This is a genomic window from Ignavibacteria bacterium, from assembly GCA_016873845.1.
In the GTDB taxonomy this organism is placed as follows: domain Bacteria; phylum Bacteroidota; class Ignavibacteria; order Ch128b; family Ch128b; genus JAHJVF01.
Window position 1 is genome coordinate 117,667 of sequence record VGVX01000001.1, and the last position, 26,276, is coordinate 143,942.

Annotated in this window: 26 protein-coding genes and 1 pseudogene; 3 read left to right on the forward strand and 24 right to left on the reverse strand. The window is 35.6% G+C overall.

The features are described from left to right. Window positions 1-60 precede the first annotated feature (60 nt). The 4 genes from FJ213_00545 to FJ213_00560 all read right to left on the reverse strand — a co-directional run bounded on the left by FJ213_00545 (window position 61) and on the right by FJ213_00560 (window position 2,895). Complete coding sequence (locus FJ213_00545; protein ID MBM4174653.1) at window positions 61-474, reverse strand: biopolymer transporter ExbD; 414 nt, start codon at window positions 472-474, stop codon at window positions 61-63. An 18-nt stretch (window positions 475-492) separates the two neighbouring features. Then, on the reverse strand, window positions 493-1,029 hold the full coding sequence (locus tag FJ213_00550; protein MBM4174654.1) for a biopolymer transporter ExbD: 537 nt from the start codon (window positions 1,027-1,029) through the stop codon (window positions 493-495). Between the two features lie 29 nt (window positions 1,030-1,058). Beyond that, window positions 1,059-1,748 (reverse strand): MotA/TolQ/ExbB proton channel family protein, encoded by a 690-nt coding sequence (locus FJ213_00555; protein MBM4174655.1) that lies wholly within the window; start codon window positions 1,746-1,748, stop codon window positions 1,059-1,061. 130 nt (window positions 1,749-1,878) lie between these two features. Then, window positions 1,879-2,895 carry an endonuclease/exonuclease/phosphatase family protein gene (locus FJ213_00560; protein MBM4174656.1) on the reverse strand — a complete coding sequence of 339 codons (1,017 nt, stop codon included), beginning with the start codon at window positions 2,893-2,895 and terminating at the stop codon, window positions 1,879-1,881. A gap of 49 nt (window positions 2,896-2,944) precedes the next feature. On the opposite strand from FJ213_00560, the gene FJ213_00565 reads away from it, so the two are divergent. Further along, complete coding sequence (locus tag FJ213_00565) at window positions 2,945-4,054, forward strand: glycoside hydrolase family 5 protein (protein ID MBM4174657.1); 1,110 nt, start codon at window positions 2,945-2,947, stop codon at window positions 4,052-4,054. Here the strand turns inward: FJ213_00565 and acpS are convergent, their stop codons facing one another. The 19 genes and pseudogenes from acpS to FJ213_00660 all read right to left on the reverse strand — a co-directional run bounded on the left by acpS (window position 4,055) and on the right by FJ213_00660 (window position 21,696). Beyond that, on the reverse strand, window positions 4,055-4,408 hold the full coding sequence (gene acpS, locus FJ213_00570) for a holo-[acyl-carrier-protein] synthase (GenBank protein ID MBM4174658.1): 354 nt from the start codon (window positions 4,406-4,408) through the stop codon (window positions 4,055-4,057). Window positions 4,409-4,410: 2 nt separating this feature from the next. After that, a complete protein-coding gene (ggt, locus tag FJ213_00575) occupies window positions 4,411-6,123 on the reverse strand; it encodes a gamma-glutamyltransferase (GenBank protein MBM4174659.1) in 1,713 nt (570 codons plus the stop codon). Continuing rightward, window positions 6,111-7,028: an MCE family protein gene (locus tag FJ213_00580; protein MBM4174660.1), complete on the reverse strand. Its 918-nt coding sequence runs from the start codon at window positions 7,026-7,028 to the stop codon at window positions 6,111-6,113. The genes ggt and FJ213_00580 overlap by 13 nt, the downstream gene beginning before the upstream one ends. A 1-nt stretch (window position 7,029) precedes the next feature. Continuing rightward, window positions 7,030-7,392: a hypothetical protein gene (locus tag FJ213_00585; GenBank protein ID MBM4174661.1), complete on the reverse strand. Its 363-nt coding sequence runs from the start codon at window positions 7,390-7,392 to the stop codon at window positions 7,030-7,032. Continuing rightward, window positions 7,382-8,659: an HlyC/CorC family transporter gene (locus tag FJ213_00590; GenBank protein ID MBM4174662.1), complete on the reverse strand. Its 1,278-nt coding sequence runs from the start codon at window positions 8,657-8,659 to the stop codon at window positions 7,382-7,384. Before FJ213_00590 ends, FJ213_00585 begins: the two co-directional genes overlap by 11 nt. A gap of 28 nt (window positions 8,660-8,687) precedes the next feature. Further along, window positions 8,688-9,122 (reverse strand): single-stranded DNA-binding protein, encoded by a 435-nt coding sequence (gene ssb, locus FJ213_00595; GenBank protein ID MBM4174663.1) that lies wholly within the window; start codon window positions 9,120-9,122, stop codon window positions 8,688-8,690. A gap of 9 nt (window positions 9,123-9,131) precedes the next feature. Then, window positions 9,132-11,594, reverse strand: a complete 2,463-nt coding sequence (locus tag FJ213_00600; protein MBM4174664.1) for a T9SS type A sorting domain-containing protein — start codon at window positions 11,592-11,594, stop codon at window positions 9,132-9,134. A gap of 11 nt (window positions 11,595-11,605) precedes the next feature. Then, window positions 11,606-11,959 carry a hypothetical protein gene (locus FJ213_00605; GenBank protein MBM4174665.1) on the reverse strand — a complete coding sequence of 118 codons (354 nt, stop codon included), beginning with the start codon at window positions 11,957-11,959 and terminating at the stop codon, window positions 11,606-11,608. A 106-nt stretch (window positions 11,960-12,065) separates the two neighbouring features. After that, a complete protein-coding gene (locus FJ213_00610) occupies window positions 12,066-12,974 on the reverse strand; it encodes a ParB/RepB/Spo0J family partition protein (protein MBM4174666.1) in 909 nt (302 codons plus the stop codon). Window positions 12,975-12,976: 2 nt separating this feature from the next. Then, window positions 12,977-13,747, reverse strand: a complete 771-nt coding sequence (locus FJ213_00615) for a ParA family protein (protein MBM4174667.1) — start codon at window positions 13,745-13,747, stop codon at window positions 12,977-12,979. Between the two features lie 35 nt (window positions 13,748-13,782). Beyond that, on the reverse strand, window positions 13,783-14,457 hold the full coding sequence (locus tag FJ213_00620) for a metal-dependent hydrolase (protein ID MBM4174668.1): 675 nt from the start codon (window positions 14,455-14,457) through the stop codon (window positions 13,783-13,785). A 62-nt stretch (window positions 14,458-14,519) separates the two neighbouring features. After that, a complete protein-coding gene (locus FJ213_00625) occupies window positions 14,520-16,145 on the reverse strand; it encodes an alkaline phosphatase family protein (GenBank protein ID MBM4174669.1) in 1,626 nt (541 codons plus the stop codon). A gap of 50 nt (window positions 16,146-16,195) precedes the next feature. Beyond that, entirely contained in the window at window positions 16,196-17,011 is an 816-nt protein-coding gene (locus tag FJ213_00630; GenBank protein MBM4174670.1) for a TIGR00159 family protein, read from the reverse strand. Beyond that, a complete protein-coding gene (gene folP / locus FJ213_00635; GenBank protein MBM4174671.1) occupies window positions 17,004-18,167 on the reverse strand; it encodes a dihydropteroate synthase in 1,164 nt (387 codons plus the stop codon). Before folP ends, FJ213_00630 begins: the two co-directional genes overlap by 8 nt. 84 nt (window positions 18,168-18,251) lie before the next feature. Continuing rightward, window positions 18,252-19,433, reverse strand: coding sequence for an N-acetylglucosamine-6-phosphate deacetylase (nagA, locus tag FJ213_00640; protein ID MBM4174672.1), 1,182 nt, complete (start codon window positions 19,431-19,433; stop codon window positions 18,252-18,254). Next, complete coding sequence (locus FJ213_00645; protein MBM4174673.1) at window positions 19,430-20,113, reverse strand: ribulose-phosphate 3-epimerase; 684 nt, start codon at window positions 20,111-20,113, stop codon at window positions 19,430-19,432. Before FJ213_00645 ends, nagA begins: the two co-directional genes overlap by 4 nt. Further along, complete coding sequence (locus tag FJ213_00650) at window positions 20,113-20,814, reverse strand: PASTA domain-containing protein (protein MBM4174674.1); 702 nt, start codon at window positions 20,812-20,814, stop codon at window positions 20,113-20,115. Before FJ213_00650 ends, FJ213_00645 begins: the two co-directional genes overlap by 1 nt. Window positions 20,815-21,105: 291 nt before the next feature. Beyond that, window positions 21,106-21,449: pseudogene (locus tag FJ213_00655) on the reverse strand (type II toxin-antitoxin system PemK/MazF family toxin). Window positions 21,450-21,453: 4 nt separating this feature from the next. Next, on the reverse strand, window positions 21,454-21,696 hold the full coding sequence (locus tag FJ213_00660; protein ID MBM4174675.1) for a hypothetical protein: 243 nt from the start codon (window positions 21,694-21,696) through the stop codon (window positions 21,454-21,456). A gap of 307 nt (window positions 21,697-22,003) precedes the next feature. On the opposite strand from FJ213_00660, the gene FJ213_00665 reads away from it, so the two are divergent. Together FJ213_00665 and FJ213_00670 are read left to right on the forward strand one after the other, a co-directional pair. Beyond that, window positions 22,004-22,828, forward strand: coding sequence for a transketolase (locus FJ213_00665; protein ID MBM4174676.1), 825 nt, complete (start codon window positions 22,004-22,006; stop codon window positions 22,826-22,828). Between the two features lies 1 nt (window position 22,829). Next, entirely contained in the window at window positions 22,830-23,783 is a 954-nt protein-coding gene (locus FJ213_00670) for a transketolase family protein (GenBank protein ID MBM4174677.1), read from the forward strand. Window positions 23,784-23,844: 61 nt separating this feature from the next. Here the strand turns inward: FJ213_00670 and FJ213_00675 are convergent. Continuing rightward, window positions 23,845-26,276: bifunctional YncE family protein/alkaline phosphatase family protein (locus tag FJ213_00675; protein MBM4174678.1), on the reverse strand; the 2,432-nt coding region annotated here is incomplete at its 5' end.

Sequence of the window (26,276 nt, forward strand, 5' to 3'; positions counted from 1 at the left end):
AATAAAAAAAGGCAGGAATTAAAATAATAACGCCTGCCTTAAAAATAATTCACAGTAAAGCTACATTTTTTTAATTGAAGAATAGTTTATTCTCAAACAATAAGCTTTACGTAATTCTTGCTGAATATCGGTCACCAAACCCATTTTTGAAGTCTTATCGATTCTTAGAGAAACGATAATTGTCGGTAAATCTACACGTTTGTTGTACATGATTCTTTGAACTTGATCGACTGTTACGATATTGTCATCAATCTGCATTCTTCCATCTCTACCAACCCAGATGTATGAAACAACGCGCTTATTTTCAATCTTTTCAATAGCACGAGCTTCGGGCAAACGATACTGCACTTTTACATCATGCTCTCTGAGTGTCGTAGTTACCATGAAGAATAACAATAGCATAAAAACAATGTCTGGAAGTGATGCAGTAGGAATCTGCTGTTTTGTTTTTGCTAGTTTCTTTTCAAATTTCATTTTCTTGACCTTAAAATTTTATTTTACAACCTCAGGTTCTGCAATTGATATGATAATAGGTATCCTCTCTTTTACATCGATAGATTGCTCTTCATCAAGATTGATAACCTTTCTACCATACTTTTGAAATGAATATTCTTCACGAACTTCAAAATAAGATTCTTTCACTTGATCTAGAGCTTGTATATAGAGATTGTAATTAGTTTTACTGTCTGTCTTAACTGAGACAATTAGTTTTTTATTGTTTGGCAAATCAATTTTACTTCTTATCCTTACCTTAAGCTTTTCACCGATTTGAGCTAATGTGACTACTTCATCACTAAGCAGAATATCACCGTTTTCATTTATAAGCAAAGTTGCGAGTCGGTCTTTAGAGATCTCGGCTTGAATTTGTTCTTCAGGAGGTACAAATTCGGGTAACGTTAAACCGATACCTGTGTCCACGTCAATCGTCGTAGCAACCAAGAAGAAAAGCAAAAGTAAAAATGCAATATCAGCCATGGAGCTGGTTGGAATCTCAGCTTCTGGTGTTTTCTTTTTTCTAATTTGAGGCATTAAAAATTCCTGCGCTAAATTTACTTAGTTTACTTTTTTTGTTTGTAAGAGACTAAAGTGTCAATTAATTCGACTGAGCTCTCTTCCATTTCAACGACAATTTTATCAATTCGAGAAACAAAATAGTTGTATAAAACCTGTAGGATCATAGCTACTACTAGACCAAAAAGTGTGGTGAGCAATGCAACTGCGATACCACCAGCAACAATACTTGGTGAAATCTGATTTGCTTCTTTAATAGCGTCAAAAGCTTCAATCATACCTTGAACTGTTCCGGTGAATCCTAACATCGGGGCGATACTGATAAACGTAGAAATCCAAATTAATCCTCTCTCGAGGAATGACATTTCAATTCCACCGTAGGCAACTATTGCTTTCTCAGCAGCTTCGATTCCTTCATCGGATCTTAAAAGACCAGCATGAAAAACACTTGCAATTGGACCGCGGGTATTGGCGCAATAATCCTTTGCTCCTTCAATTCCTCCGTCGTCCATAGCTTTTTTAACACCAACCAAGAAATTTTTGGTGTTAATGTTTGCTCTCGTCAATGTCCAAAATCTTTCAATCGAGAAAGCCAATCCTAAAATCAAGCAAGCTAAAATTGGGTGCATGAATAAGCCGCCAGCATTATATTTTTCTGTTAGCCAGTTAAGCATACCGGTATCAGATGCTTGCGCTATGATTGCATTTATAAATCCAAAAATTCCAGAATATTCCATTTAAATTTACCTCCTAAAGATTGATAAATTATTATTGTTCAACATAGTTTAAATCGGTACAATTTTAAGACTTTGACATACGAAAGTCAATTGATTTTTCCCTTTCTTTTGAAGAATTCCGCCGAAAAAATTATTCAATTACTTTCAAACGAATTCCAACTGGAAAGTGATCGCTAAATCCGCCGAGATATCGGCCCGAACCAAAAGTTGGATACGGAGCACCTGCATATTTACCCTGACGAGTTGTATTCAAATCATTACTTAATATTTCAAAAGAATTGCATACATAATCGAACTTTTTATTATCCAACAATCCTTTTGAAACTATTATTTGGTCCAACATATTGAATTGCCCTTGATGAAAATATGTGCCTTTTTCCTGCTTAAATAAACTTTGAGAAAGATTATATAAATTTGATCCATACTCCGTTGACATATTACCACAATCAAAGTCCACAGCTAATAATGAAACCAAGATTGAATTATTATAAGGCATGTCATTAAAATCCCCCATAATAATAATGTTCGCTGTCTGATCTTTTGATAGAACTTCATCAACATTTTTTCTTAATATTGTTGCAGCTTTTATTCTGCGAGGTTCACTTTCAATTTCCCCACCACGTCTTGATGGCCAATGATTAACGAAAAAATGGAAAAACTCACTATCGATTTTTAATTTTGAATATAAAATATCGCGAGTCATCCCTTCTATGGGTACATTAATTGCAGTCGCATCAATAAATTCTATTCGATCTTTTTTATACAATAATGCAACATCAATACCGCGGGAATCAGGAGAATCAAAATGAATAATTTCGAATTCTAAATCTCTTAAATACCTTGAAGCCATTAGTTCGATCACACTTCGATTTTCAATTTCACAAACTCCCAAAATATCGGGTCCCTGACCTTCATTCATGCTTCGAATTATTTTTGAAAGATTACTGAGCTTTTTGTCGAATTTCTCCTCATCCCATCTCAATTGGTTATTTGGTAAATATTCGTCATCCCCCATGTTATTTGGATCATCAATTGTATCGAAAAGATTCTCCAAATTCCAAAATGCTACATAATAATTCGTCTGAGAACTGCAACTCTGGAACATTAATACCGATAATAAGAACGAAAGAAGAATTTTAATTTTCATAATTTTGAATTATCACTTTATTTTTTCGAGTTAATTTAAAATAACACTTATGTTCAAGAATTGGAAAATATTTTTATTTGTATTGTTGTTAATTACTAACGCAGCAAATTCGCAAAATCAAAAATATGATTTCTGGAGGATTGATGGAGCACTAAGAGGTGCAAACGTGCATCCTTATAAACATTTTTCATCCTATTCAATGCGTGAACCAATTTCACTTCAAGATATTATGGAGTTAAAAAATTTGGGGGCTAATTTATTAGTCGCAAACTACCCGGGCGTGTTTACTTATTTTTCTCCGTATGAAATCGATTCACTTCATTTAATGAATTTGGACTCGATTGTTAGTTACTCAAGAGAGTGCAGATTGAATCTCGTAATTTCATTGCGCAGCGGCCCAGGAAGATCACTTCAAGTTTTTGACAACGACGGCAGAGAAGATGAACTGCTTTTTCACGATTCATTTGCAATGGGTAAGTATATCGAAATGTGTGAATTCATTGCTGACCGATATAAGAAAAACGACCACATAATTGGGTATAATTTTATTTTAGAACCCCATGCCGATTATCCTGTTTACTTACCTCCAGTTTTTGATTCAACTTATTTTAAGTTCGTCGATGAACTCATTTCTCGGATCAGGAAAGTTGATTCTGTAACACCAATAATTATTCAGCCGCTTGGGTGGGCTTATCCGGATAGATTTTTTTCAATGAAAGTCCTTAACGATCCATTTTTGGTTTATTCATGTAATATGTATTTCCCTCACCAATTCACAAATGAGTTAAATGATTCCGTTTACCCTGGCAGCTATTATTATCGTGATTCACTTGTTCAAATTGATTCATCAATCTTTAAAGATTTATTCTATAATGTGATTCAATTTAAAAAAGTTAATGATGTACCAATTTTTATTAACGAATATGGCGGACGGAGATTTAAAAAAGGATTCTTAAATTATCTTAAAGATCTGCATTCGCTCTTTATTTCGGAAGGATTTCACTTCGCATTTTACATTTGGAAGAGTGAATGGGGTGATGTGAATGGTGAATCATTTGGTGATTACAATTACCTTAAAGGTCCGGATGGGAATTCAATTAATGAGAACCATGAGAATGAGTTGATGGATGAGTTCAAGCGGATTTGGTTTAAAGAATAGTTAAGATTCAATTACACAAACTGCTACAACATAATTGTCTGAGTGTGAAATAGATAACATAATTTTTTCTTTGATCTTTCTCTTTGTTCTGATACTTGGTTTCCCCTTCGCATCTCGCACAATCTCAATTTCTCTTAAAATAAATTCCTTACCAAGACCAGTTCCTATAGCTTTACTAAATGCTTCTTTGGCAGCAAACCTTGCAGCAAAATGTTGCGAAGGTTTTGCTTTTGAGTTACAGTACTTCACTTCTTCATCTGTAAAAACTTTATTGTAGAATCTTTCACCATATCTTTCAATAATTTCTGAAACACGCTGAACTTCGATTATATCTACACCGACACCGATTACCATATTCAAAATCCCTCTGCCAATCCGTTACCACGGCGGTCGGTTGCTCCCAAAATAAAATTATTTTTTTGATCAATCATGATCCCTTCTAATCTTCCCATGCTAGTGCGCGGTTGAAAAACGTGTCCCCTCTTGATCAGCTCCTCTTTTACATCTTGAGATAAAGAAAATGATTCAAAATAAATTTCTTGCGGGAGCCATTGATGGTGAATTCTTGGCATATCTATGGCCTGCTCAATATCCATTCCAAAATCGATAATGTTCATCACAGCTTGAAGTACTGACGTTATAATCATCGGACCGCCAGGAGAACCAATAATAATATATGGTCGATTCTCCTTTAAGATGACAGTCGGTGTCATCGAACTGAGCATCCTTTTATTCGGTTGGATAGAGTTCGCTTCAGATCCGATCAGGTCATACATATTTGGTACGCCAGGTTTTATGCTAAAATCATCCATCTCATTGTTCAATAAAAATCCAGCATCTTCGACAACAACATGAGAGCCGAATGAACCATTTATAGTTGTTGTAACGCTGACCGCATTTCCAAATTGATCATAAATTGAATAGTGCGTTGTCTCAGTACTTTCATTACTCTTCAATCCTTTTGTATTTATCAATTTGTTGTTTGACGCAAGGATTGAATCGATTGAGTTAAATATTTCTGAAGCATATTCTTTGGATAGTAATTTTTTTACTGGGATGTTTACAAAATCAGAATCACCGAGATATTCGGCTCGATCGAAATAGACTCGTTTTAGTGTTTCAATTAGATAATGCAGATGCTTGCTGCTATGATAATCCTCTCTTGAAAGAGTTAAGTTTTCAAGTACGTTCAAAGCTTCAATTAATGCTATTCCCCCTGAGCTTGGCGGACCCATTGAAATAATTTTATAACCACGATAGCTTCCATTTACCGGCCTTCTCTCAATCGGTTTATAATTTGCAAGATCTTCTAAAGAAATAAAGCCGCCATCATTTTTCATGTGGGCAACGATTAAATCTGCAGTTTTTCCTTTATAAAATCCATCAGTTCCATTTTCACGAATTCGCTTCAGCGTTTCTGAAAGATTATTTTGAATGAAGATATCTCCTTCGACAAATTTTCCACTGCTCTTAGTGAAAATTTTTTTTGAAGAAGGAAAATTTATAAAATTCACATAATTACCATTGAATGAAGAGGCCAACTCGTAATTCAGTAAAAATCCTTTTTCGGCAAGTTCAATTGCGGGTTGAATTACTTCTTCTAATTTCATTGTTCCGTATTTATCGAGTGCATACAACATTCCAGCGACACTCCCAGGTACGCCCGCAGAAGTTACACCTTCTGTACTCATATTTGCAATCGGTGTTAAATTCGAATCGAGATACATATTTCGATAAGCCGAAGAAGGGGCTTTCTCCCTATAATCAATTGAAGTAGCATAACCGTCGTTCCTAACGAATACAAGAAATCCCCCTCCCCCAATATTTCCTGCGGCTGGATAAGTAACAGCGAGGGCGAATCCAACCCCAACAGCAGCATCAATTGCATTTCCACCCTTTTTCAGGATTTCGAGCCCAACCTTAGTTGCTAAATCACTCGCAGAAACAACCATTCCTCTTGTCGCGCGGATAGGTTTAGCTGAAATTATTTCATACTGAATAAAGCTAAGGAAAGTCCAGATCAAGATTGCTGATATTAATAATTTACTAATATGCCTCACTCGAACAATCTCACTTTTGTATCGACTTTAATACCGCCGGTTTTCATTTGTTCTAGAAGCAGTTCTGTGATTTCATTTAATCGGTTCAACGAGTTCTGCAAATCTTCATAAACTTTTTCATCATAAATGATTTTACCTAAGTTATTTTTTTGCTGTTGGGTTTGCTCTAAAAACGAATCAAGTTTTTCGGATAATTCATTCAATCGGCTGACAAGTTTTTCTGTTTCTTGCAAGGTTAATTTTATTGTTGCAGAATTTTCACTCAGAAGTGTGTTCAACTTTCCAGATGCCTCAGCGGAATTCTTTACAAATTGAGTTATATTTTTTTCATTGGTCACTAAGATTTTATCTAATTTTATAGAAATTTGTTCGAAATTTGAAATTGCATTCCTTAAACTCACAAATAACTTTTCATCGCTGATATTCTCAGAAACTTTTTCCAGTAGACCTTTTAAATCAACAATAATTGTTTTCAATTCATTCTCGACATTTCCAATCATTTGAAGTGCACCTGGAATGTCGGTTGCTAACTTCCCTTCGAGTTCAGTGCTCAAGTTAAATAAATCCTCATTATACCCAGGAAATATTTCAATTTTTTTCCCCCCCATTAAATCCAGCATTTCAACTCGTGCTTTCGCATCTGATTTTAATTTTACATCGTTCGGCAGTATTCCACTCACTAAAACAAATCCTCCTTCAACCGTAATGTTAGTCACTTTTCCCTTTTTCACTCCATTGACAGTGATGTGGTCTCCATTTTCGAGTCCTGAAACTGAGTTAAATTTCATTCTAACAGTGTAACTGTCACCAGCAAGTGTTATTCTTTTAGCCCATCCAAGAATCCAAATAAAAGCTAACAGAGCAACTATAACAGTGATTCCGACCTTAATATTTGTTTTTCTACTTTCTTTCATCTTAAAACTCGCTGTAAACTAATTTATAAAATTTGTCAACAAGATTGCTGTCTATTTGGTTTTCACGTTCAAGGGAATCGAAAAACTTTAAAATCTCATTTAGGTGTTCATCTGAATAATTCTCATTCTTGATATTTAACCTCAATTTATCAAATGTAGCACTGAGTTTTTTCTTTTGATCAGGCCGTTCCACTCTTAATAATAATGAACCTATCAATTCGTCTACATGCTTTTCGCTTAGAATAGTCAAAGTTGTTTTTGCAATCCTGCTTTTTGAACTTGCATAATATGCGACAATACCAATTATAATCATTGTCACAGATAATGAAGCAACAAAAATCCTTTGTCTAACTTTAAGATTCATTTTTTGTAAGTAATACTGAAGTTATTCTGTTGTTTTTAATTTCTTTTATCTGTAGTTCATACCCTTTTATCGCAAAACGAAAATTCGTTTTAGGTATTTCACCTAACGTATGAAATATAAATCCGCCAAGCGTGTCATATTCCGATTCGTCTTCTCTTAAACTTTCATCAAGTAAATTTTCAAATTCTTCTATTGGAATTTTTGCATCTATCAAATAAGAATTTTCATCCAATTTTTTACAATACTCGCTTGGTTCATCTGATTGACTGAATTTACTCATTATCTCTTCAATAATATCTTCCAGCGTAATTAAACCGGCAGTACCGCCAAATTCATCGACAACAATTGCTATATGTACCTTCTTTGATTGAAAGTCCTTAAACATTTCATCAATTAATTTGATTTCTGGAACAAATAATGGCTGCCTGCATAATTTTTGCAGAGAAAAATATTGCAGTGAACTCTGCGTCGAATAATATGGTAATAGATCCTTCGCATATAGAATTCCCACTACATTATCAATATTATTTTTGTAAACCGGAATCCGTGACCTCTTGTGAGCAAAGATAGTTTGTATAACCGTTTCAAATGACGAATTTATTTCGATGGCTACCATCTCAGTTCGAGTGGTCATAATTTCTCGTACAGTTGTATCGCCAAATTCAATGATACTGTGAATCAAACTGTGTTCTTCGGATTCAAGCGCACCGTGTTCTTTACCAAGGTCGGCAAGTGTTTTAATCTCATCACTGCTAATAGCCATTTTCTTTTTATCAATCACAATCCTTTTTTGCAATAGTCTGGTCATGTGAAAAAATAAAAAGGTAACAGGTGCAAGAAGTGTGAAAATCCAACTCAAGGGGTATGATGCAAATACTGAGAACTCGATTGGATATTTATTTGCTATAATTTTCGGAAATATTTCCGCGATAATCAACACAGTAATTGTTAGAACAATAATTTCGACTGCAAGCACAATATCAATATTAAGATTGAAATTATTTGCTAACTTTAATGTGAGCAGCGCAGCAGTTAAGGAAATTCCGACATTAGCAATATTATTCCCAATTAAAATTGTGATCAAGATTTTCCTTGGATATTCAAGTAAACGCGAGATGAGTTTAAATGCGTAAGGATTTTTTTTCTTGATTAATTTTAATCGTTTCTCATCCAGTGAGAATAAAGCAACCTCTGAACCTGAGAAAAATGCGGATAGACTAAATAATAAAAGAAAAAGTGCGATAAAAACTATCCAACTAGAATACAATCCATCATCCTAATTTTATTCAACTTATCTAAAACGGAAGATCTTCATCAGGAGTAGCTTCAACATCAGCGGAGCCTGCTGCTCGATTTTCGTCAGCCGTATCTTCTGATTGGACATCAGCTTCCGCTACAGCTCTTTCCAATAGGATTATATTCGATCCGACAATCTCTGTAACCCAGCGCTTATTTTGATTCTTATCAACATAATTTCGTTTGGAAATTCTCCCTTCGACGTAAACTCTCTTCCCCTTTTTGAGATTTTCCTTCATTCGTTCAGCAAGATTTCCGTAACAAACGATGTCATGCCAGGTTGTGTTTTCCTTCCAATTTCCATCAGCATCTTTGTACGGCTCGTTTGTCGCGAGAGAGACCGTTAGCACAGCTAATCCTGTGTTAGAATATCGAACTTCGGCATCTTTACCAGTATAACCAATCAGCATTACTTTATTTAATGAACTTCCCATGTACTCTCCTTACTTAATGAGTATAAATTTTTTAGTGATAATGTAGCTTCCAAGTGAAACTCTATAGAAATAACTTCCTGAAGATAACTTGCTTGCATTGATTTCAAAAGAATCTCTTCCTGGATTAATTACTTCTTTTTCCTCGGATATAACTAACTCTCCTAAAATATTAAATATTTGAATCTTTGCAAAACCTTTCTCCGGTGAGAAAAACTCTATTTTTGTCCTTGAATTAAAAGGATTTGGATAATTTTGAGAGACCGAAAACTCAAAATATTTTTCTCCGCTAAAAAAAACATTTGTAGTCCCCTCAAAGAAATTTAATGCATCGTTAATTAGAATATTCTTCGCAGTTGTATTATTTGTTGTTTCCAATGCAAAAGAGAGGAATATTAATTTTGCCTCTTTCATACCTCCGGTGTAAATACCCTTGTAGTAAACTCCTCCAACTTTACCATTTCGATAATTCAAACATGCAATCGAACCACCTGTTGGAGTTATTCCATCCGGCCAATCTTCAGGATAGGTAATACCCAGTTGAATGTCACTTGGAAATGCTCGGAAAATATTTCCAGTTGAATAAATTAACAGTGATCCCGAGTTATCTGATTCGTAATTTGCTTTTAGATAATTTGTTAAAAATGTTGGTGCTGTTGTGCGCAACTCAAAAGCAATTTCGGACCCAGTTATGAGTAGATTTCCTCCTGCTTGGAGGTAAGATTGAACCAATAGCTGTTCACTTGGATTCAAAGTTTTATTAGCCGTAGACTCATCACCTAAAAACCATATTACACCCGAATAATCACTTAGTGAAATTAAATTTGCGATTAATGCTTCATTAGAACATGCATCCACATCTCTGCCTGATTTAAAAACACCTTCTGAATAAAACTGTGTAAAATTATGATAAGCGAGGGAATAACTTCCAGAGGTCCTATCGAATCCATCAACTACAAGATACCGTTTCTTGCTCCCAGTTGAGGCAGCGTACACATCCGAAGAGGGGCTTACGTTCCCTAAAGTATCAACTGCGTGAACTTTAACATAATAAATTGAATTTGAATCAAGATTAGTGATTGCAACACTCAGCGAATCTTTTTTTAAATAATTTTCATCCAAGTAAGGAGTCGGAGGAAAACTCAATGAGTCCTTCGAAAGATAAACTCTAAAACCTTTAAGCTGTTGTGCGTATTGATTCATCCAATTTAGAGTTAACTCTGATGAACTAATTGCATTTCTACCTCTTATGGTCGAAAGTATTGGAGCTTCAGGAGGAAAGACTAGACTCGTATCTTTGACAAATTCCTCTAGTACCCGCCAAATGTCTTTATTTGTATTATCCATACCAAGCGCCCACATACCAACACCAACTAAGTTTTTGGATTTTATGAACTGATATTTATAAAACGCACTTTCCGGATCTTCGTACCAAGCTTGTCTCCAGCTGCCTGTTGTTGTTTGATATCTATACCAAGCATTTAATGATTCAGTATCCCAAAGTCGTGAATATTCAAGTGCATTTGCTTTTGCATCTGGGTAATAGAGTACACTCCCAGTCCCAGTTGTCGATGCTTTTTTATTTTGAGAGCTAGTCGGCCAATCGTAACCATAATGAGGCATTCCATATACAGTTTTTGATGGTAATGCACCGCTCGAAAGTGCAGTATTGATGAAGTTTACAGCGTTTAATGACGACCATCCTTGAAGTCTCCCTACTGGACCCGCTGTGGTCCCAGTAGAGTAACCATACCCATAACACTGAAGGAATGTCAAATCACAAATTTGTGTGATTTGAGATAAATCCCAATCACCAGCTCGGAAATCAAAATCTGTGGGAGCACAAGTTAAAATTAGATTTGGATTTCTGGATTTTAATGAATCCCTTAACTGTCTCATAAAATTTGTGAGATTAGCAGTTTGCCCTGAAGGGATGCCTTCAAAATTAATATCTATTCCATCAGCATTTCTTGCTGTGACTTGTGAGTAAAGATTATTGATTAAGTTTATTTTCTTATCTTCATTAGTTAATATTTTTTCAATTACTGTACCTGAAAAGATAGTCACACTAAGAACAACCTTAACGCCTTTGGCATGAGCCGAATTTAACATGTTGGTAACATTTGCGTCAGTCAGCCATCCGTGGTTGTTAGTAATATTACCATTTGAATCTGCCTCAGCACTGTGATATGCAATGACATAGAGTAGATCGTATGAGATTGTGTTCCATCTGTTTACAAACCAATATGGCATATAACCCATAACTTTATATTTGTTTAGTGATGTTCTTAAATTTAAAGGAATTGCAGGGATTACTTCACTTTCTTCAAACAGATTAAATTGGTCTTTGTAAATTTCATTGAAATATTTATGAGTGCTAAATTCTCCAGACTCCAAAATCCCGAGTTTTGAATCCTGTGAAAAGATTGGTGAAAACAGTAGTGTAATTAATAGTGTAGTAAGAAATAATTTCAAGAGATGTCCTTTTATTTCAGCTTTATGTTTAAATTGAGCCGCACTTCGTCATTTAATCCGCTCACATCGAATGAGAATAATTGTGCATCCACGTAAGCATCAACAAGATTTAAAAAATAAGTCAGCCCTAAGTATATTGCAAATAAATCTCGCTGGTCTCTATAAAATTCTCTATAAGTCTTGTAAGAAGAATTCTCAGCTCCTGTTGTAATACTCTGCAAGTGCCTATTTTTATAGTCATTGTACAAATTATTATTTTTGATCCAGTTATAAATAAACCATCCACTTATTCCCCAAATAATCGGCGACTTCCAATAAGACTCATTATAAATTTGACCAAGTCCAGGTAAAATTGCCGACCGCAAAACAGCTCCCCAAGAGGATTTCTCATTAATACTCTGATTAGTGTCAGATCTAGACTGCTCCGTAATTTGACATTCACTAGTTTGTGGAAGGCAGATAAATAAAAAACTAATTATAATTATTATTTTTATCATTGAGAATTTCAAGGATGCGCTCGAGCTCACCTTTGTTGAAGAATTGAATGGTAATTTCGCCGCTGCCATCCGTCCTCTGTTTAATGTTTACTTTTGTTCCGAAGTGCTGCCTAAGTTTTGTTATAAGATCCTCTAAGTTTGGCTCGAGTTTATAAAGAGTTAAAGTGTTTTTCTTTTTTTGTTTCTTCTGCTTAGCGAGTTTTTCAATAACTCGAACTGACGCTTTTTCTTCGAGTATTTTCTTCCATAATTTTATTTGAGTCTCAGTATCGTCAATGTTTATTAACGCTCTTGCATGTCCGGTTGTAATTTCATTCTTAATTAGACTTTGCTGGATGACATCAGGTAATTTTAGTAATCGAATGAAATTAGCTACTGTAGAACGATCCTTCGAAGTTTTTCTCGCAATCTCCTCTTGAGTCAGTTTACATTCTTCCATTAATCTTTGGAAACCTAAACCAATTTCAATGGGATTTAAAGTCTCACGTTGAATGTTTTCAATGAGAGATAATTCGATCATTTCCTCTTTTGTTTCAATCTTGATAATATAAGCTGGAACAATTTCAAGACCACACATGGTTGCAGCCCTCAATCTCCTTTCACCGGAAATTAATTGAAATCTCCCATTATCAATCCTTCGAACAGTAATCGGCTGAATCATCCCCTTCTCTTTAATCGAATTCATTAAATCATTCATTGCTTCTGGCTCGAATTCAATTCTCGGCTGGTAAGGATTAGGTTCAATTCGTTCCACTGGAATCTTAGAGATTACCTCTAAGGATTCAACTTTTGTGTCCGGAATTTTTTTCACTTCCTCTTGTGAAGTGCTTTCTCGTATCAATGCTCCGAGACCTTTTCCAAGAACTGTTTTTGAAGCTTTCATAATTAGTTTTGATTTAATTTATTTCTCTCTAAGAACTCTAATGCAAGATCGATATAATTCTGTGTACCAACTGCGATCGCATCATAAAGCAGAGCAGGCCGTCCATGACTTGGAGCTTCAGACAGTTTAACATTTCTTGAAATAACTGTCTTATAAACCTTATCCCCAAAATAGTTACGGACTTCACTTGCAACTTGGTGAGACAATCGCAAACGAATGTCAAACATGGTTAGAAGAACACCTTCAATCTCGAGCTCAGGATTTAAACGCTTTTTAACAATATTGATCGTGTTAAGCAGTTGTCCTAATCCTTCAAGTGCGAAATACTCGCACTGAACAGGGATCATAACAGAATCTGCTGCAGTCAGTCCATTTAAAGTTAGTAATCCCAATGAAGGAGGGCAATCGATAATTATATAATCATAAGAATTTTTTTCTGAGGTGATTGCTTCTTTGAAAATTCTTTCTCGATCTTCAAATTCTATCATTTCAATTTCCGCCCCTACCAAATTGATATTTGATGGGAGCAAATTTAGATTCGGCATTTGTGTTTTTATAATGACCTGATTTGCTTCTATTTTATTAATCAAAACATCATAGACACTACTCGTATCTTTCTCGATGCCGATACCAGAAGTGGAATTTGCTTGAGGATCGAGATCAACTAGCAAGACCTTTTTCTCGTTCACAGCAATACTTGCAGATAGATTTATTGCTGTCGTTGTTTTACCAACACCCCCCTTTTGATTTGCTACAGCGATTATTTTTCCCATTAAGGTCTTCTACTTAACTCCAAATAAAATAATAACTAAATTTCAATCGTTTCACCAAAATTCAATCTCTTGGCTTCTAAACCGATAGCTTTAAGTTTTTTAACAAATGAATCGGGATCAGCTTGTATTACCGGAAACGTATTATAGTGTATTGGGATTGTTAATTTTGCATTCAAAAATTCCGTTGCTTTTATGGCATCTTCAACATCCATTGTAAAGTTCCCGCCTATTGGGAGCAATGCTATGTCAATCTTATTTGTTTCACCGATTAATTTCATGTCCATAAAAAGCCCCGTATCACCAGCATGATAGATAGTTTTTCCATTCAGGGTTAGAAGAATGCCTGCTGGTTCACCCATATAGTCCCCTTCTGGAGAAGAAGAACCGTGATGAGCAATTGTAAATTTTACTTTTCCAAATGGAAAATTATACACTCCGCCAATATGCATATTGTGAGCAGTGACACCTTTTGAATTGGCATAATTGGCTAACTCATTTACGGCTATGACAGTCGATTTACATCTGCGTGCGATATCAATTGTATCACCAAAATGATCACCATGACCGTGAGTGAGAATAATATAATCAGCATTAAGATTTTTAGCTTCAACCGTGGCGAGTGGATTTCCGGTAATGAAAGGATCCAGCAGGATCTTGAAATTTTCGAATTCAACTAAAAATGCTGAATGCGCAAAGTATGTCAACTTAATCATTTTTTCCTCCCTAATTAAATTATTAGCAAATATAGAATTTCTTATTATAATTTAGAAAGTTATTTAATAAGGTCAATTAAACTTTTTCCACATCTGAAACCGGGTAAATTAAATCCAAGAATTTCAGCAAGTGTTGGAGCAATATCTGCGGGTGAACATTTCAGTCCCAAGGTTTTCGGTTTCAGATTACTTCCATATAATGCGAAAGGAACATGCGTATCATAATCATGGTATGAACCATGTGTAGTTCCCACTCCATCACTCTTAAATATGTAAAATGGCTTCAAGCTGAACATGATTTGACCGCTTTTACCTGGAATGAAATTGTTCTCGAACTTCTCTCTCACCTCCGAGGATAGTTCGCTTAAATCATTTTCTCCAAAGAAATATTCAATCTCATGATATGTTTTTGAATATGATTTTAGCTCGTTTATTATCAAACTTAAATTAAGATCTGAACTTAATATGGCGTCAACATTTAAATATAGATTTGGTTCAAGGCTGATTTCAACAAACTTCTCATCGTTCTTTAATTGTCCGAACTTTGTTCTAAGATGCTTGTTCATCGAGTCAACAAAGGCTCTCGAGCTAAATCTGCCTGCATCGATTGAATTTTTTATCTTTTCAGGCACGGGTGCAACTCCATGGTCACCGGTTAAAATAAAAAGGACATTTTCAATTCCTAATTGATTTTCGATTTTGATCATAAATTTTGCCAGCAATGAATCTGTCTTAATAAACGAATCTTGAATCTCTTGACTTTCCGGTCCGAACGCGTGCCCAATCGCATCAATGTTTGATAGTCCGATCCACAATAAGTCCGGTTCATCGTCCCGGCCGAGCAATTCATGCTCAATGCATTTTTCTGCAAGGTCAAGTATTACGCCACCAGAGTGAGGAGTCAATGCCATCGAAGAATAGAAATTTGATGTGATTGAATCGGGATTCCCTCCACCTAAAATTCTGGGAAAAGTATTTCCAATACCAGTCGGAGACGCTTCAAATTCTGAATCATCGTCGAATAAATAATGCTCTGCATGAATTGATCGTTCCCAAGTTTTCTTAAAAAACTTATCAAATGGTGAAGAATTATGAAAATCGACTAACCATTTTGGCAGATCACGCTTATAAAAATCTGACGTTCGAAATTTTCCATTTGTATAATCAATCCAGTACGTTCCGTCAGATAGCATTCCTCCCATCATTATTGAAGCTCTGTCTTTACCTGAGATAGCAAAAACTCTCGATGCCGGAAATTTTCTTTTTAATTCATCCCCAATTGTTGTTAGCATCAAACTTTGGGGCGTAAGTTTCCAGGATTCCTCGTTTTCATAATAATCTATGCACGGAAAATATTTACCATCAAACCAAGCGTTTCCAATAATCCCATGTACTCTTGGATTTGCTCCGGTGGAAATAGTAGCATGTCCTACGCAGGTAACCGTTCCAATGAAATCAAATTTACAATTTGTGAAATTAATTCCCTCGTCACTGAACTTCTTAAATCCATTCGATGTAAAGAATGGATAAAATGTCTGCAAGTAATCGTATCGAAATTGATCTACTACAATGATAACAACTAATTTTGGCTTTGCCGACAAGTTAATAGGTTGGAACAAAAAAATTGTTAAACAAATTGAGAGTAAATATTTTATGGACTTTGAATATTTCATTACGAATATCATTTATGGGAATTCTATAACTCTAAAAAATCGAGTAAATAATTTAATGGTTACTATACATCTTCCATTTTCTTGAAAGCTGTTTTCATTAATTTTACAGCCTGCGGTGAAAATGCGTCATTCAATTTTGTCTTCAACATCTCTCGCGATAAGCCCCTAGACAATTTTCCGTTTTCAGCAATGGAAATGATTCCTGTCTCTTCAGATACAATGATTGCGATAACATCCGCCTGTTCGGTAATCCCTATAGCTGCTTTGTGCCTCATTCCAAGCTGAAATCCATCAATAATATTTTGTGCGGTTAGTGGAAGAGTGCATCTAGCAGCTTCAATCAAATTATTTCTGATAACAACAGCTCCATCGTGCAATGCTGACCTCGGATAAAAAATTGACATTAAAAGTGACTTAGAAACTTTTGCTCCAATCTGAATTCCAGTTTCAATAACACCTCGCAATCCAGTAGTTCTTGTAATAACGATCAAAACTCCATGTTGTTTTTGCGATAACTCTTCTACTGAATTGACAATCTCATCCGCAACTTCTTGAATCTCAGTCCTAATAAAACATCTTAAGAATCTATTCCTGCTCAAACCGATTAGTAATCTCCTTAGTTCGGGTTGAAATAATATCACAAATGCAATCACCCAAATATCTGTTATCAATTTTAACAAAAAACCCATCGCTTTCATGTTGAAAGCTTGGGCGAGGAATGATAATAAAAGCAGAAGGACTAAGCCTGCAAAAATCTGCGAGGCAATTGTTCCGCGCATGTTATTGAAAATCAGATAAAACAAATATGCTACGAGAACAATATCGATTACATCGAGCAATGTTATTGTAACGAAATCTATTTTAAAAAGATCAACCATTAAGACTATCTGGACTTTTTATAAAGTTAATGATTTTTTTTACTTCATTCATTTCTTTTACGTCGTGAACGCGAATTATATTTGCTCCGCTTAACTGAGCAGACGCATTAGCGGCGGTGGTGCCAATTAAACTTTCTGGAGGAGTTTGATTTAAAACTTTTCCTATAAATGATTTTCGGCTCAAACCAATAGCAACTGGATATCCGAGAAATCTAAACTCATCCAGCCGATTTAGAATTTCATAGTTATCCTTTAAACGTTTACCGAATCCGATTCCAGGATCTATAAATATTTTCGAAATCCCTTTATTCTTTGCAAGTTCTAAGGACGATTTTAATTCAAAATTGATTTCCTCAATTACATTAACATAATGAGGATTTACCTGCATTGTTTTTGGAGTCCCCTTGATATGCATTAAAATTATCCCAGCATTGAACCTGGCAACAATTTCTCCTAGTTCGGGATTGAATTTTAAGCCACTGATATCGTTAATCATGTGAGCCCCATTATTCAGACAGACTTCTGCTACTTGGGACTTGTAAGTATCGATTGAGACTGTAACTTCATCTTTTTGAATTTCTTTCAAAACCGGTAATATTCTACTTAATTCATCTTGAGCGGAGACTGGCTCAGAGCCCGGGCGAGTTGATTCTGCACCAATATCAATGATGTCAACTCCAACTGCTATCATTTCGTGGATTCTTCTCAATGCAGTTTCTGGTCGGTTGTATTTACCACCATCAAAAAAGGAATCGCTAGTAAGATTTAATACACCCATTAAATAGCATTCATCCCCAGAAAAAATTTTCTTCCCAATTTGATATGAATGTTTGTAAGATTCCTTATAATTCTTAAGCAGATTATTAATTTCTTCGGCAAGAATAAATTCTTCCTTTGATCTCAACTCTTGTGCAAGAATATAAAACGAATTAAGATCTCCGAGAATAATAATCCTTAAATCACTTTCCATTTCTTCTGTGATAACTGGGAAAAAGAATTTAAGTGATTCAAAACGTTCAATAAGTTTCGAATCGGTTCCAATTTTTATTGATAATCCAAATGTCGGAAAGAAAAAATTTTTGCCATTAACCTTTTTTACATCAATAAGTTTTCGCAAGACATCGATGTTCCTAACTGAACTGATGTGCACATTCATGACTGCAACTCAATTAAAATCGTTGATTGAAGGAGTGATTGATAGAAAACATAGAGAAACATTTTTCATCCGAAAATTACTTTTTCAATCAACTTCCAGCCCGGTAAGTTTTGAAAATTTAACCAAACCTTCTCTAAGTGTGACTAGGACTTCGTATTGAGAATTCATAAGCACCAAATCCGAATCCATGCCTGCTGCGAGAATTCCTTTGCTTCTTTGTAAACCAAGAACTTTTGCTCCATTCAATGAAGCCATTCTTACTGCATCAGTTGGAGGAATCCCAACTAATTCTACCATATTTTTAACTGCTTCCTCCATTGTTAGTGTACTGCCGGCGAGCGTACCATCTTCGAGATAAGCTTTTTTATTTTTTACAAAAACTTTTTGGTCTGCAAATTCATATTCGCCGTCGGGCATACCGCTTGCGCTAATCGCATCGGTGATTAAATTTATTCCACGAGTCCCTTTAAGTTTATAGATCAATTTCATTACAACTGGATGTACGTGAATTCCGTCAGCAATTAACTCAATCTTCAATTCATCGCGGAGGAAAGAAGCAGTTACAACGCCAGGTTGACGGTGATGCATGGGACGCATGGCATTAAAAATATGAGTAACATGAGATGCACCATTGTCAATTGCCGTTTCAATTTCATCATAGTCTGCTTCCGAATGTCCAATTGATAAAACAATTCTATCTTGGGCAGCATGACGCATAATAGGAAGGCACCCTGGCAGCTCAGGAGCTATTGTCATGATCTTTATATAACCGCGAGATGAATCTCTCAGATTTAACCAGCTTTCAAGCTCGGGCTTCCAAATATATTCTTCATTCATAGCCCCTTTCAATTTTGGATTAATATAGGGACCTTCCATATGGATCCCATACAGGTTCGTCGAATCGCTATTCTCGATATAATGAGCAATTCGTCGCATATCTTTTATTAGCAATGAATATGGTTTGCTGTATAAACCTGCAAGGAGAGTTGTTGTACCATGTTCAAAGTGAAATTTAGAAACATGAGAAAGCGCATTTGGATCATCGTCGTCAGCGAATCCTTTTCCTCCTCCTCCATGACATAGCAAATCCACAAATCCGGGAGTGATGATCATTCCTGATGCATCATAAACAACACAATCAGCGCTGACATCAACGTCTTCGATTTTACCAAGTTCGAAAATTTTTTTTCCATCAATTATTATCGTTCCAGGATTTATACATCTAAACGGTGTGATAATTTTTGCACCAACAAAAGCTAATTTCATTTTATATTATTCTTTCTCATTTTATAATCATTCAATACATTTTTTAATTCTAACGTTCGAGCTGTTGGATTTTCACCTCTAAATATTGCAGCACCAGCAACTATAACTTCTGCACCGGCGTTTAAACAGTTTTTAATGTTATCAATTCCGATACCGCCATCAACTTCTATTAAAAAGTTATAATTATTTTTTTCTTTTATTTTTCTAACTTCCTCAATCTTTCTAAGTACGTGATCAATAAATTTTTGTCCTCCGAATCCAGGATTAACAGACATTAAGAGTAAAAGATCGATCTCACCCAATATATGTTCCAAAGTATTAACAGGAGTTGCCGGATTGAGAGTCACACCAGCTTTAACATTTAGTTCTTTGATTTTTTTCAGAGTTTGATCGAGATATAAACATACTTCTTGGTGAACTGAGAGATAATCTGCACCAGCTTCAGCAAACTTCTCAAGATAATGATCAGGTTTTACGATCATCAAATGGACATCAAGAGGTAAATGGGTTAACCTATTTACTGCTTCGACAATCAGAGGACCGAATGTGATATTCGGTACAAATCTTCCGTCCATTACATCACAATGGATCCAATCTGCTTTGCCCATTTCGACTAAACGAATTTGATTTTTTAAATCAGTAAAATCAGCGGAGAGGATAGATGGAGCAAGAAAATACATTAAAAATCTCGAATGGTCTGTTCACTAACTTTTTCCCTAACAACAAATATATCCACAACACTTTGTTCCTTGATTTTTTCACCTGAACGAGGGAATTGTAGAACAACTGTATTTGGTAATAGATCGATACTTACTTGGTAACTTATCTTACCAACTTTTAATCCTGATGACTCGATGATTCTTCGAGCTTCGGAAAGACTTTTTCCAACAACATCAGGCACATCGATATCACCCAAAGGTTTCCCGCTGCTTAAAGTAATATTAACAACTGTTCCTCTCCCAACTTTCGAGCCATTGGGAATTGACTGTTCCATGATCGCTCCCCTCGGAACGTAATTGGAGGTATCTTCAGTCACAGTACCGAGAATTATTCCAAGTCTTGAAAGTGCAATATTCGCATCTCTTAAAGATTTCAATCTGAGGTTCGGCATCTCAAGCATTTGCTCGCCGCCGCTGACAATTAGATAAACTCTTCTGCCCTGCTTTACGGTAGTATTTGGTTCAGGTTTTTGGAGTATTACAGTTCCTGCTGGGTATTTCTGGTCGTATCGAATTCCTCCATTAACTGGCTGGAATTTAGCATTTGTTAAAACTTCTTCTGCCTGTTCATAAGTCATTCCAACTACATTATTCACACGTGCTTCAGGTTCGCCAACATACCAAGGCATCAGCAATTTATCAAATGCCACTGCAAGTATCATTACAATAAATATTGTGATGAAGAACTTTTTAATATTTCACTCCGATATAATTGAAATTCGATTCAAATATAAAGAACTGGTAATAAAGTTAAAAGTTATTGACATACTAAGATGTTATCTCCAGAAGAACTTTAAATTCTGTCACCGACCCGTCGGTGACAGCAGCAAAAAACTTAATTAATCGGGGACAGAAAAGCTTCAATCTTTTGGAAACTCAATCGCGTGTGAAAAGATGGAAGCTTTCCACAAATTCATTTAGTTATTTTGTAAATCTCTGGTTTAGCATTAATATTAAGTCAGGACAAGCAGTAATTTTAAAATCTTCTCAACCATTTTTATAACTCAATGCTGACTGTACCCAAAAACTCATCAAGCCGTTCTTTTGAGATTGAGCGAATATCCTCACACTTAATGTAACTAGGCATGTTCAATCCTCCCTCTGGGGGAAATATTTCGACATGCAAAGGAATGTTTTTCTTTTTTGAAGATATTGGAAGAACGATTACCAATTCGGCTTGACTTTTGTTAAAACCATCTGCTGATATTATTAGTGCAGGTCTTTTCCCTGATTGCTCACGTCCCTTAGTCGGATTTAGATCAATTAACCAGACATCTCCTCTTAAAGGTGTTCGCATAAGGTTAATCCTTTATTCCATCGGAGAGAGCTGTATCCCAAATCTTTCTCTCTTTTAATTCTTCGTTCCATACCGAAGTTGCTTTCAAATACTTAAAGGCAGAATCTACCTCATCCCAAAACTCTTTTTCTTTATAGCTATCTAACGATTCCTCAATAATTGTCTGAAATGAGTCTCCAGTTCGTTTTTTTATGTCTTTCAGGATTCTATATGCTTTGTTCGAGATTCTAACAGTTGTAGTCGACATTGTACACTCCAAAATTTACAAATTAAGATACAAATATGTTGGTCGGATTGTCAAGACCTGGATGATTTATCGTATTCAGTTGTATGTAAACAAAATAAACCGAATGAATTAATTTCTGTCACCGACTGGTCGGTGATAGGAGCAAAAAACTTAATTAATCGTGGACGGAAAAGATTCAATCTTTTAGAAACCCAATCTGACAGTGGAAAGGGAAACTTTTTACATTTACTTATAACTGATTTCGTTCCTTAATTTTATTTTGATTGCTAATTGATTCTAACTAAATTTGAAAAATTTTTTTTGAAAGATGTACTCACTACAAGAATTACAAAAAATCGCTAACGAACTTCGGATAGACATTATCAAAGCACTCCACGCTGCGAATTCCGGCCATCCTGGCGGCTCATTGAGTGCTATTGATATCTTGACTTATCTCTTCTTCAACGAAATCAAAAGAACAAAAGAAAATGCACTCGATCCAAACCGTGATCGATTCGTTTTATCCAAAGGTCATGGTGTACCTGCCCTCTATGCTGTTTTTGCAAGAATTGGATTAATCTCCCAAGACGAATTAATGAATTTGCGTCAGCTCGGATCACGAATTCAAGGACATCCAAGTTTCCAAGATTTACCTTACTTGGAAGCATCTTCAGGATCGCTTGGACAAGGATTGTCAATCGCAGTCGGAATGGCGATGGCAGGTAAACTAGATAAAAAAGACTATCGGGTATATTGTATGATAGGCGATGGAGAAACTCAAGAAGGACAAATATGGGAAGCGTTCCTCTCTGCTCCAAAATTCAAACTTGATAATCTATGTGTCATTCTGGATTATAATAAAAGTCAGATAGATGGCTTCATAAAAGATGTACTAGATATTGAACCCTATATCAATAAATTAAAAGCTTTTAACTGGCACACCCTAGAAATCGACGGACATGATTTCGAACAAATAAAAAGTGCTTTTGATAAAGCCAAAACTTTCAAAGAGAAGCCAACAATAATCGTAGCTCACACAATTAAAGGTAAATCTGTGTCTTTTATGGAAGATAAGAACGAATGGCACGGAAAAGCTCCAAACGATAAAGAAACTGAATTAGCAATTAAAGAACTGGAAAAACTGATAAAATAATATGTCAAAATCATCTAGACTCGCATTTGGCGAAGAAATTGCCCTATTGGGTGAACAAAATAATGATATTGTAGTTCTAGATGCAGATTTATCTAAATCTACAATGTCACAAATCTTTGCATCGACATTTCCTGATAGGTTTTTTGAGATGGGAATCGAAGAAGCTCACATGCTCGGAGCATCATCTGGATTAGCACTTTCTGGCAAAATTCCCTACTGCTGCAGTTTTGCCTGCTTTATAACCGGACGATATGATACGATTCGTATTTCAATTGCATATACAAATTCGAATGTGAGAATTATCGGAACTCATGCTGGCATCGGAATTGGGGAAGACGGAACAAGTCAGATGGGATTGGAAGATATTTCGCTTATGAGATCCTTACCTAATATTGTAGTCTGTCAGCCTTGCGATGAAATTGAAACAAAAGCTCTAATCCGTTATAGTGTAATGCATAAAGGTCCGATGTATATTAGATTGACTAGGCAAAATCTTGATGAGTTAAATTCAAAAGATTACAAATTTGAAATTGGAAAAGGTGTTCAATTAACCGAAGGAAATGATGCAGTTATTTTTGCCACCGGTGCGCTTGTGGGAGAATCAAAAAAAGCCAGCAAAATTTTAAGGGAGCAGAATATTAATTTACGGGTTGTAAATATCCACACTATTAAACCTATTGATAAGGATTTAATTATTGCTTGTTCAAAAGAGTGTGATCATATCTTTACTGCTGAAGATCACACAATTATTGGTGGACTTGGTTCAGCTGTCTGCGAAGTCTTAAGTGAAAGTTATCCAAAAATCGTGCATCGTATAGGATTAAACGATGTTTTCGGAGAATCTGGCACACCAGAAGCTTTATATAAAAAATATGGATTTAATGCAGAGGGAATTGCAAGAACGATCTTGAGCAAAATTAATTCCCCTAGTGGGAAAAAAAGATATCATCTTTGAGCATGATTTTTCTCTTCACGACGTAATTTGGATTCTGGAGAGACGGAATCTTTCTAAGTTATTAATCATCTTCTCTTGAATTAATCTTAACAAATGCACTTCGCACAGGGGCAGGCATTTTAGATTCAATTCCTCTTATTGCTTTCCAAATAATTTCATTGAACTCAATATCTGGGATAGCATCTTCTCTGGTGAGATTCATCTCCTCGCAACGCTGAGCCCCGTAAGCATCAGCTTGATTCTTTTCATTCAGGTCAACAATTGGTGGAATCACTTTATAAGCTGAAAAATCCGGTAAATCGGTAAATGGTTCAAGAATAGGATTGGCAGAAAGATCAAATTGAGTCATTGGAGGCAATCCAAAGATTAGTTCAATAGTTTTTAAGACACTCGATGTGGAATACATTGTATGATCTACATAACCTCTTTTAACGTGCGGACTAATTACAAATAGAATTGATCTGTGTGCATCAACATGGTCAGAACCATTTTGAGCATCATCCTCAAGAACAAATATTGCACTCTCATTCCAAATCTTAGACTTTGAAATTTTTTCTACAAGCAACCCAAGAGCATAATCATTTTGTGCTACGTATGCTGTTGGAGTGATGTTGCCGCTCCTTGTTCCAGCAGTATGATCATTAGGTAATCTGATTATACTGAAATTAGGGACCGAATCTTTCTCAATTAATTTATCAAAATCTTCTGACCACTTATTAAATCGGAAAATGTCGCTGATCGAGAGATCATATCCTGGAAATTTTTCACAAGTGTATTTTCGTAAATACTCATCTCGTGCTCTATAAAGCTGAGGATTATTAGGATTTCTCTCCACATATTCCCCATAATTGCGAAACGAAAGAGTGTGATTCAAAACATTATCCCAAATGTAGCCGGATGAGGGGGATGCAATTGCGACTCCACCTTCGTAATCATACGTTCCTCCTCGTTTTCCATACAGTGTCGGCCAGGTTTTTTCTGTATAATCTGTTGCATAGGCTGCGGTTGACCAGTTATGACCGTCGGCGCTAACTTCTGCATCGACATAAAAGTTATCGAACAGTACAAATTTCTCTGCGAGTGAATGATGATTAGGAGTTATCTTTCTCGGAAAAATGCACAGAGATGAATCTCCATTTCCCTGCGGCAAATCACCAAGAATCTGATCGTATGTTCGGTTCTCCTTTATTATATAGAACACATAATTTATTTTATTACTTCTTTTTCTATCGTGGTCTTCAGAAATTACTGATTGTTCATATGATTTTTCGTTCTTCTTACTAATGTATGGAGTGTTTTGATAAACTAAATAACTCAACTTATTCATTTCATCGCTTGAAGGAATTTGAATTTTTGAAATCTCTCCTTTAAAAAGAGTACCGATGTATTGACTACTAATATATTTGTTTTTATCAGTTGGGACTGGACCTTCAGGATTTGCCTTCGAACCCAATCCTTTGCCATTTACGACAATTAGTTCTTTGGAACTGGGTAAAGTCTTAACTGAAGTCGGGTACCAACCTGTGGGGATAAATCCTTCGATCTCAGAAGCATTTTGTTTTTCGATATCGAAAACCGCTAAATAATTATTATCTGCATTAGCGACATACAATAATGTTTCGTCATCATTGAGTGCGAGTGCGTTGGGCGTACTGCCGAATGGAGCATCGTATGTTAATGATGTGATTAATCTTTCAGTCTCCAGATTTTTTCCTAAATCTATAATCGAAACTGAATTATTGTTGGCATTCGTAACAAACAAGCGGTTCGTTTTGTCAGCGATTAACATTTCACATGGATGATCACCGACTTTAATCATGGCGCTGATTGAAAAATCATCTAAGCTAATCACTGCAATTGAACTTCCGCCCCATACAGATACATAGGCATACCTTTCATCACTATCTAGAATGACGTCAAAACATTTTTCGGCTAACTCGATTTTTTTTAACACATTTCTTGAATTGAGATCAATCGCGTAAAATGAATTAGTTTCTTTAGAAACAGCAAGTAGTAGATTTTTTTTATTTGAAACAGCAACTCCTGTTACCGAAATATTTTCCATCGGAGATGATAATTCTAGTCGAATTGAATCTCTTAATGTCAATTCACCTTTATCAAAGCTTAGTAGATAAATTAAATTATTATTTCCTCCTGATACATAAAGTACTGATTCGTCAGAGTTAAAAGCTAAACCGCGCCAAGTTTTATCAAGATTTATTCTCTGAATCTCCTGGTAAGTTTGCAGATCAATTACAGACAATGAATGTTCTGCAGTTCCGCTATTTGAGGTAATAGCATACTTCTCGTCTTTAGTAACAATCATATTTAACGGAAGCTCACCTATTTCAAGACTTTCCCCAATTGGAGTTAATCGCCATCCGTTAGGGAGAAGTGTGTAGTCTGCATATCTTCCTGGAAGTAAAGCTTCGGTTTTATTTGTTGATTTGAATGTAGAACATGAGTAAATAAATATGGAAAGACTAATTAACC